This window comes from Candidatus Omnitrophota bacterium (genome assembly GCA_013791745.1).
Classification (GTDB): domain Bacteria; phylum CG03; class CG03; order CG03; family CG03; genus CG03.
In genome coordinates, this window is sequence record VMTH01000184.1 from 1 (window position 1) to 9159 (window position 9159).

The window sequence follows — 9159 nt, forward strand, 5'->3', positions numbered from 1 at the left end:
CGGGCGGTGTGTACAAGGCCCGGGAACGTATTCACCGCGGCATGCTGATCCGCGATTACTAGCGATTCCAACTTCATGTAGTCGAGTTGCAGACTACAATCCGAACTGAGGTCGGCTTTTTGGGATTGGCTCACCCTCGCGGGGTCGCAGCCCTTTGTACCGACCATTGTAGTACGTGTGTAGCCCTGGGCATAAGGGCCATGAGGATTTGACGTCATCCCCACCTTCCTCCGGCTTACCACCGGCAGTCTCGTTAGAGTGCCCGACCGAATCGCTGGCAACTAACAACAGGGGTTGCGCTCGTTGCGGGACTTAACCCAACATCTCACGACACGAGCTGACGACAACCATGCAGCACCTGGACACCTGATTCTCTAAAAGAGCACTCCCGCATCTCTGCAGGATTCCAGGGGTTTCCAACCCAGGTAAGGTTCTTCGCGTTGCATCGAATTAAACCACATACTCCACCGCTTGTGCGGGCCCCCGTCAATTCCTTTGAGTTTTAGCCTTGCGGCCGTAGTCCCCAGGCGGAATACTTAACGCGTTAGCTGTGACACCGACGGATTGGTTACCGCCGATATCTAGTATTCATCGTTTAGGGCGTGGACTACCGGGGTCTCTAATCCCGTTCGATACCCACGCTTTCGAGAATCAGCGTCAGTTTAAAGCCAGAGAGTTGCCTTCGCCATTGGTATTCTTCCTGATATCTACACATTTCACCGCTCCACCAGGAATTCCACTCTCCCCTCTTTAACTCAATTCTATCAGTTTTCCTAGCAATTTTCGGGTTAAGCCCGAAGATTTCACCAGGAACTTGACAAAACGCCTACGCTCCCTTTACGCCTAATAATTCCGGATAACGCTTGCAGTTTACGTATTACCGCGGCTGCTGGCACGTAATTAGCCACTGCTTATTCTAGGATAGATCAATCCGCCTTGCGGCGGACTTTCTTTTCCTTAAAAGAAGTTTACGACTCGAAAGCCTTCATCCTTCACGCGGCGTCGCTGCATCAGAGTTTCCTCCATTGTGCAATATTCCCCACTGCTGCCTCCCGTAGGAGTCTGGACCGTGTCGCAGTTCCAGTGTGGCCGGCCAACCTTTTAGCCCGGCTACCCGTCTTAGCCTTGGTGAGCCATTACCTCACCAACAAGCTGATAGGTCACAGACCCAACCTTTGGTGGCCGAAGCCTTTAAATAAATTCTCTTCGTAAGAACTTATTACCATGAGGTATTAGCCCACCTTTCGGTGGGTTGTCCCTCGCCAAAGGGGAGGTTATCTGTGTTATACTCACCCGTTTGCCACTGTCCTCTCTCTAAACTCGGCCGAAGCTTCATTCAGAAAGATTCTCGTTCGACTTGCATGTGTTAAGCACGCCGCCAGCGTTCATCCTGAGCCAGGATCAAACCCTCCAGATAATTTCAATGAACATATCGGACCGTTAATTTACCGGTCCGCGGACACAACTTTACTAAACTGTCAAATAGCTGTCAAGTGGCAAAATTCTCGTCGGAGACCCGCGAACCCCCGACGGGAAAAACTAAAGATCCGCCGCGTCAAATGCCGATTTCCCCGACGACAAAAATCAAATACCCGTCGTGCGGGATACAAATGACAAAATTTACATAGCCTATCGGCTAATTAAACTAACGCGCTTAGCTGGGAAGTTTATATCCGACCATAAGCGAAATTACTATGTTCTTATCTTTATAATCTTCTCCTTCAACATCCCAAACTTTTGTCATTCCCATATCATAACGAAGGTCTATAGAAACACCGCTTTCAAATTCAACACCACCACCCAATACAAGGCCGATATCCGTTGAATTGCAAATGCTTTTAATATCTTCGGAATCTGATTTTGCGGACATAAGAATTCCGAGAGCAGGACCGGCGAAAACAAAAGGACAGACATTTTCTCCGGGAGAAATTGAATACTTCAGAAGAAGAGGAATCTCTATGTAATCAAGTTTGATTTTATATTTATATATTTGCCCCCCCGAAGTATATTCGTACTCCAATCCTTTCTGTGTATAAATAAGTTCCGGTTGGATTGCAAGATTGTCATCAATTGCATATTCCGCAAATCCACCTATAGCAACACCTGTTTTCATTTTGTATGTATCGCCTTCTATCGGAGCAGTATGATTCGCCATGTTTAAACCCGCTTTTACGCCAAAGGACAAATCCTGCGCTCTTGCAAACGACGAAAGTCCCGCGACAAACAAACCCGCACAAACCAGACCAAAAAATTTTCTCATTTTTCCTCCCCTCAATACCATAACGCCAGCATGCATCGCTATATTGTGAAACTTCGGGCAAAAGCTGTCAAGCTGACTGAAGGGCAAAAACAAGCACCTTGAAAAAAAAGATTATAGCATGTAGAATTGGCTGAATGATTTTCGCGAATATTTAGGAGTTTAATAAATGGAAGAAAAAAAACCGGCCGGCGTATCGTCCAATTTTATACACGAGATAATAGAAAGGGATATTGGGCAGGGCCTATACGGCTCAAAGGTGCACACGCGTTTTCCGCCCGAGCCCAACGGCTATCTTCACATAGGCCACGCCAAAAGCATCTGCCTGAATTTCTCAACGGCCCTGAAATACAAGGGCCTCTGCAATCTGCGCTTTGATGACACCAACCCGGAAAAGGAAAGCGCCGAATACACGGAATCCATAATGAAAGATGTGAGATGGCTGGGCTTTGACTGGGGTGAGCGGCTTTTTTACACATCGGACTATTTTGAGAGGCTTTATGAATACGCTGAAACCCTTATAAGGAAAGGCCTTGCCTATGCGGATGACCAGAGCGGGGAAGAAATAAGGAAAAACCGCGGCACGCTCACGGAGCCCGGCAAAGACAGCCCTTTCAGGAACAGGAGTGCTGATGAAAACCTGAGACTTTTTCACGAAATGCGCGAAGGAAAATATCCCGACGGGGCAAAAGTGCTCAGGGCGAAAATAGACATGTCCCATCCCAACATCACGATGAGGGATCCCGCGCTTTACCGCATCAAAAGGGCGAACCATCACAGAACCGCGGATAAATGGTGCGTGTATCCCATGTATGATTTCGCCCATTGCCTTTCGGATTCAATAGAAGGGATAACACATTCCATCTGCACGCTGGAATTTGAAAACAACAGGCCTCTTTACGACTGGATACTTTCCTCAGCGGTAATACCGGAGCCGCCGAAACAGATAGAATTCGCCCGGCTGAATATCACCCACACCGTTTTGAGCAAACGCAAGCTCCTGCGGCTCGTAGAAGAAAATCATGTCAATGGATGGGATGACCCGCGCATGCCTACGCTTTCGGGACTGCGCAGGCGCGGCTATACACCTGAGGCGATAAGGGATTTTTGCGAGAGAATAGGCGTGGCTAAAACAAACAGCACCATTGATATAGCTCTTCTGGAGCATTGTATGCGGGAAGGCCTGAACCGGAGCGCCAAACGCGTGATGGCGGTGCTGGATCCGGTGAAGGTCGTCATAGAAAATTATCCCGACGGGAAAAGTGAGGAGCTGGAAGCGGTCAACAATCCCGATGACGAAAAGGCCGGCACAAGAAAATTGCCTTTTTCAAAAGAGATCTATATAGAGCGCTCCGATTTCATGGAAGACCCGCCCAAAAAATTCTTCCGCCTGGGGCCGGGCCGCGAGGTGCGTCTCAAACACGCCTACTATGTAAAATGCGAAAGCTTCACAAAAGATACCGAGGGAAAAATCGCCGAGATCCGATGCAGCTATGATCCAGCCACGCGCGGGGGGGATTCTCCCGACGGAAGAAAAGTGAAGGGGACGCTCCAATGGGTTTCAGTCGCCCACGCGGCGCCTCTGGAAATACGGCTATACGAGCATCTGTTCACCTCACCCGAACCCGAAAGCGGTGATGATGATTTTGTGTCAAAGCTGAATCATGATTCCCTTAAAATCATTTCCGGCGCTGTGGGCGAACCCGGACTCGGCAAAGTTGAGGAAGGAGAAACCTTCCAGTTCCTGAGAACGGGTTATTTCTGCGCCGACAAAGATTCTTCTCCCGGCAAAGCCGTTTTCAACAGAACCGCTGCCCTTCGGGACACATGGGCAAAAATCAGCGGTACAAAATATTCTAATCCTTGATATTCAGCTTGATCTCGTCGGAATTACCCTTAAGTTCAGGCGCATACATAGCGTAGACCCGGGTTGGCAAGGCGCTGAAACGTCCTGGTATTTCAGCTCTCATACGATATGAGACACTGTGCTTTCCGCGCGCAAGTCTTCGGACAAAAATGCACACTTTCTCATCACGAAACTCCATGTACGCGCCGAGATCATTGCCGTTATAACCGCTTCTTACTTCAACAGGTTCGAAGCCCGCAGCTTTCATATCTTCGAAGACAAGATACTCATAATCATTCTTGCTTTCAATAGTAAGCTCTATTTCCACGAGATCACCACTCTTTAAAGTACCGAGGTTAGGTATTTCTTCTCTTTTATACTTCTCTACTTTCTGATTCAAAACCTGCCCTCGTGAACCTGCCGCCTTTACTTTTTTTTCAACATTTACAAGTTTGTAATATGTGCGGTTGACTTTGACTTCCAAGCCAGCCTTTGCAATATGATCTTCAAGTGTGAAATTAGTTAGATATGCATTACAGTAAAGAGAACCTTTTCCTTTCTTACGAAATTCAATATTATGCTTACCGCTTTCTACCGCTTTTCCCTCAAGTACCAACTTGTTATCAAATGTAAAAAGGTTATCCGCTGAGATACGGCTTTCTTTTTGCATGTTCCCGTCCATGAATATTTCTACTGTCATATCAGGTTTGTCTTCCCCGCTAGCGCGCAAGTAATCAGAGATAGCTTCTATACATATTGCAGTGTCTCGTGTCGAGTTCCAGTAAGTGGCATGCTTGCGATTATTAAGAAGGTACTTAACCAACCGCGATGCTTTCACGCTTTTCGGCTCGGTCTTTGCCAACAGTTTTAGATAATAAGCATGGGCTTCCATCTCACTGCCGTACCAATACCACCAGTATGAGCTGTTGGGAAGATTAAGCCAGGCAGTCTGGTTTTCATCGTCATTCACAAGATACTGTTCAATATTTTGAATGATCATTGAAAGCCGCTTATTATCCTGCTGCTTGTGCAGGGCCATACCAAACATTGCTTTTGCATATACTGCTATATGATTCCGGTCCCTGTAGAGAAAGTCACGCATCTTATTGTTTCTAATTTCAGCGTCTACAAGAACCATGTAAACAAATGCGTCAATATTGTCAGCATATTGTTTGTAGGGCTCGCGTCTTTCGGGCCAATTTTTTAGCTTTTGGAGTTGCTCCTTCTGATAATCTTTGAGCCATGCGACTCCTTTCTTTATCATATTACCCGGCACAGATACTCCATTTTCCTCAGCTATCTGCAAACCGTGTACGACCAGCGCTGTCGTATGAGGATAGGATTTTTCACCCCATCCTGAGAACCATCCCCACCCGCCATCCGAAATCTGCATAGCTGATAAGCGGTTCAATCCTTTATTTACCATATCTTCGACTGTCTTTTCATCAAACACAGGATTTTGATTTTCCCAGCGCTTCCATTGCTTTGCGCGGTCTTTATCAACACCTATCTCCTGAGCATTCAGATTCGTGCGCTTATCCCGTATTTGTTTGAGATTCAGCCCCATATCGAGCAGGATTTTCTGAGATATCACAGTCGGCAGAAATCGGTTAAGCGTCTGTTCCGTACAACCATAAGGATATGAAACCATATATGGAAGCGCATCGACCATTGCGGCCGCAAGTGTCGGTGAATAGCGTATTTCAAGACGGGATTCATTAACACGCCGTTCAGATGGAACATTTAATAATATGTTTAATTTTTCCTCATCCGGCCTCATTGCTCCGCTGAATGATTCTGTTTTAAGCATACCGTGGACATATACCGGAAACTTCATCTGTATGGCGTCGGACTCTTCATCTGTAAGGGCTTTCATCCTTACTATCGCCTGGCCTTCTTTAAGTACTTTCACGCGCCAATCGACACGTGATTCTCCTTGCGGCGGAATCTTCACGGTTTGTTTAGCGGGATCATCCATCAGCTCAATACATCCCCCATCCACCTCAAGTATAACTTTTACTGTCTTCGTCTTTTTAAGATAATTATGCACATTTGCCGATATTACGACTTCATCCTTTTCAACAAAGAACCGCGGCGCTTGCAGCCGGATTAGCAGCGCTTTAGTCGTTATCACCTCTGTTGAACCTTCACCGACCTTTGTTCCGTGCCCCATTGCCCATGTTTTGATTTTCCACGTAGTCAGATTATCGGGCATTGGCAGTTTGACTTCCGCTATCCCGTTCTTGTCGGTCATCAGGGATGCTGCCCAGAAAGCGGTGTCCGCAAATTTTGTCCGTACAATAGGCGTTACCATCTGCGTATCATCTTCAGCGGAACCACTTCCAGCTGATAACCCCTCTTCCATCTTATCTTGCTTCATCGGTAAGCCGGGAAGAAATTCCTGCATCTTCTTTGACTTTTTGTTAAGCTTCAGTCCCGTCTCTCTCTCCCCTCTACCACTGTCAGAATTTGTATCCGCGGATATATCTGCAATCAGGTGCCCGAAAATGCCAAGATTACGCATACTGTTGACCAGTTCATTGAAGTAACGGTCAAGATTAGATTCGGCGCTCGGATAATGCCGTCGGCGCCATTTCCAAAAGAACTCCTTGATCTGAGGCACATTGGATCCCCCTGATATATATTCCACCGCCTTGTCATATATAGATATGACAGTGGATCCTGAAAACGGTTTACCATAATAATCCGACAGCCTTATTTTTACTTTTGCTTGCTCTCCAGGTTTATATTTTTCAGATGAGGCTATTACATCAACATTAAGTACCCGCTTTTCAGGAGGAACTACTATCTCCCTGGTCTCGCTGTAAATCTTACCATCACTTATTGTAAAAGCTTCAATGAAAAAGTTAGGCATATCTTTCTTTTTAACAATTATCTCTTCCTTAACGCTCTTACCCGTCATCCTTATTATCTTCGGTTTCAAATATATACCGTTAGAAGGCCTTGTAAACAGGACAACCGTGCTTCCAACACGGTCAGTGTTGATCATAAGACTGACTTTATCCCCGGGGGCATATTCCCGTTTGTCCGGGACCAGTTCTATCTGGTTGAATTTAAATCCGCTGCCGTCAGTGCCAGCTCCCATAACGTGAAATACATATCCTCCCTCAATAACATGTCCCTTTGCATCGGTAAGTTTATATGACAACCTGTACTGCCCGGCGCTGGAGGCTTTTATCTGTGTTGAAGCTTTACCGTCCGCATCTGTGTTCAGCTTCTTCCTATATTCAGGTGTCTCAACCGGTTTATTGTCTTTGTAGGTGATACGGTAGAGATTTAAAACGCCCTTGCCTTTGACAGGCTTGTTGTCCAGGGTCATGGCGGAAAAACTAGCTCGAACAACATCACCCTTACGATAATACCCGCGGTCCACCCAGGCATAAACTTTAAACGGCTCTCTCGCAACAAGTACCTGCCCGGTTCCGACGATAGTACGCCTTGACTTGTCAGTGACTTCCGCAGTGATAGAATACCTATGGTCTGTATTTCCGTGGAATTCTTTGGCGATAGAAGTATCTATCGGTATATCTACTATCCCGTTTTCACCAATTTCGACTTCGGCCTCTGCTACAATTTCGGGAGGTGTACGGTTTGAAGGCCACCACCACCAATGCGGACGTTTGCAGCCCCATTTAAACCATCCGGGATACCATGTATAATCATACGCAAACCACCAGTAGCCCGGGCCATAAAACCAGTCCCAATTGCCGAACGGATACCAGTTAGCTCTATAATCTGAACGAAGAACCTTATACTTGACCTTGGCCTCTGTTACCGGCGCGCCGAAGTAATATTTCGCGACAATCCTGGCAGTAATTTTTTCACCAAGCATAACCGGTTCGGAGGGAGCCTCAATAGAAACTTCAAATTCGGGTTTTTTATACTCTTCTACGCGAAAATTTGAACTATGACTTCTGCCTCCCGCAGACAAACGGATGCTGTACACACCAAGCGCAGCATCCTCAGGTAATGAATATTCCCCATCTAACCCGCCATAGCTATCAGATGTGAATGTCTCACTAAATATCTTCTCGTTTTTCGGGTCGCGTATTTCAACTTGAAACTGTTGATCAGCAAACTGGGACACGTCTTCCTTGTCATATTGAGCATTCCGTACCCAGGACTTAAATTTAACGCTCTGGTCCGGCCTGTATACAGGTCGGTCTGTAATGGTAAAAACTTTGACTTGATTATATTCGCTATCGTAATAATTACCATACCAGATACCTGAGAAGCCGAGATATGCAAGACGGCCCTTTTGATCATGAGCTATAGTTAGCCATGTAAACGTACTCATAAATACATCAGACTCAGGAAATACCTGACCATCCGAATCTGTATTCAGGCTCAAATTCTTAACGATTACATTATAGCGCCGTTTGGGATTATTATCCCAATCTGTCCTTTCTTGTTTATATCCAAAAAAATCAACCTTTATATTTTCGAGCGGTTCACCTGTAACGGCGTCTGCCACAAAAAAAAGGGCTTTTTGATCCATGCGTTTTTTTACAATTACTGTGTCGTTTATCCAAATAACGATCTTACTAATATTGCCGTCTTTCATTTTTGCTGTCAATAAATAACATCCAGCTTTCTGTAGTGGAGTGCTGATGGTAATGCGTTTATCAAAATGATTGGGCCTGGATTTAAGACCCAAGCTCCATTCCGCAACTTTTCGACCTATATATTTCTCCCCATGTTCCTTGACAAGCAAGTAACCAATATTATTAATGTCCATTTTTTCCCAATCAATTTCCTCGGGATTTGATTTAAGATATTTCTTTACATCACCTACAAGTTTCCAAATATCTATTTCATGTGCAGTAAATTCAACTTCCTTACCATTACGGAAGCGGAACTCTACACTTGCCCCCTGTCCGGCAGGTTGTGTTTGCGCAGGTTCAAATCGGCCCCAATTACCAATAATATTATTGATTCTGTCAGTACTGGCTGTATCATTAACCTTTTTCCAGTAACTGACGGCTTTAGTAAACTGTAGTCTGTTTTCAAAGAGGTCCGCAAGTGCCCAGTTGGC

3 protein-coding genes and 1 rRNA gene are annotated in these 9159 nt (G+C 45.8%); 1 reads left to right on the forward strand and 3 read right to left on the reverse strand.

Annotation, left to right across the window (positions count from 1 at the left end):
* Both FP827_09580 and FP827_09585 read right to left on the reverse strand, forming a co-directional pair.
* Nucleotides 1-1418: ribosomal RNA gene (locus FP827_09580) — 16S ribosomal RNA — on the reverse strand; the annotation flags it as partial.
* Nucleotides 1419-1654: 236 nt separating this feature from the next.
* Entirely contained in the window at nucleotides 1655-2296 is a 642-nt protein-coding gene (locus tag FP827_09585) for a PorT family protein (protein MBA3053317.1), read from the reverse strand.
* A gap of 130 nt (nucleotides 2297-2426) precedes the next feature.
* Between FP827_09585 and FP827_09590 the strand changes: the two genes are divergently transcribed.
* On the forward strand, nucleotides 2427-4124 hold the full coding sequence (locus FP827_09590; GenBank protein MBA3053318.1) for a glutamine--tRNA ligase/YqeY domain fusion protein: 1698 nt from the start codon (nucleotides 2427-2429) through the stop codon (nucleotides 4122-4124).
* On the opposite strand, the gene FP827_09595 is transcribed toward FP827_09590, so the two are convergent.
* Nucleotides 4114-9159, reverse strand: a 5046-nt coding sequence (locus FP827_09595; protein MBA3053319.1) for an alpha-2-macroglobulin, incomplete at its 5' end; no start/stop codon positions are given. The genes FP827_09590 and FP827_09595 overlap by 11 nt on opposite strands.

What these genes read in the sequence shown, in the direction of transcription:
- FP827_09590 (MBA3053318.1), top strand. Translation starts at nt 2,427, where the DNA reads ATGGAAGAAAAAAAACCGGCCGGCGTATCGTCCAATTTTATACACGAG.
- FP827_09585 (MBA3053317.1), bottom strand. Translation starts at nt 2,296, where the DNA reads ATGCATGCTGGCGTTATGGTATTGAGGGGAGGAAAAATGAGAAAATTT.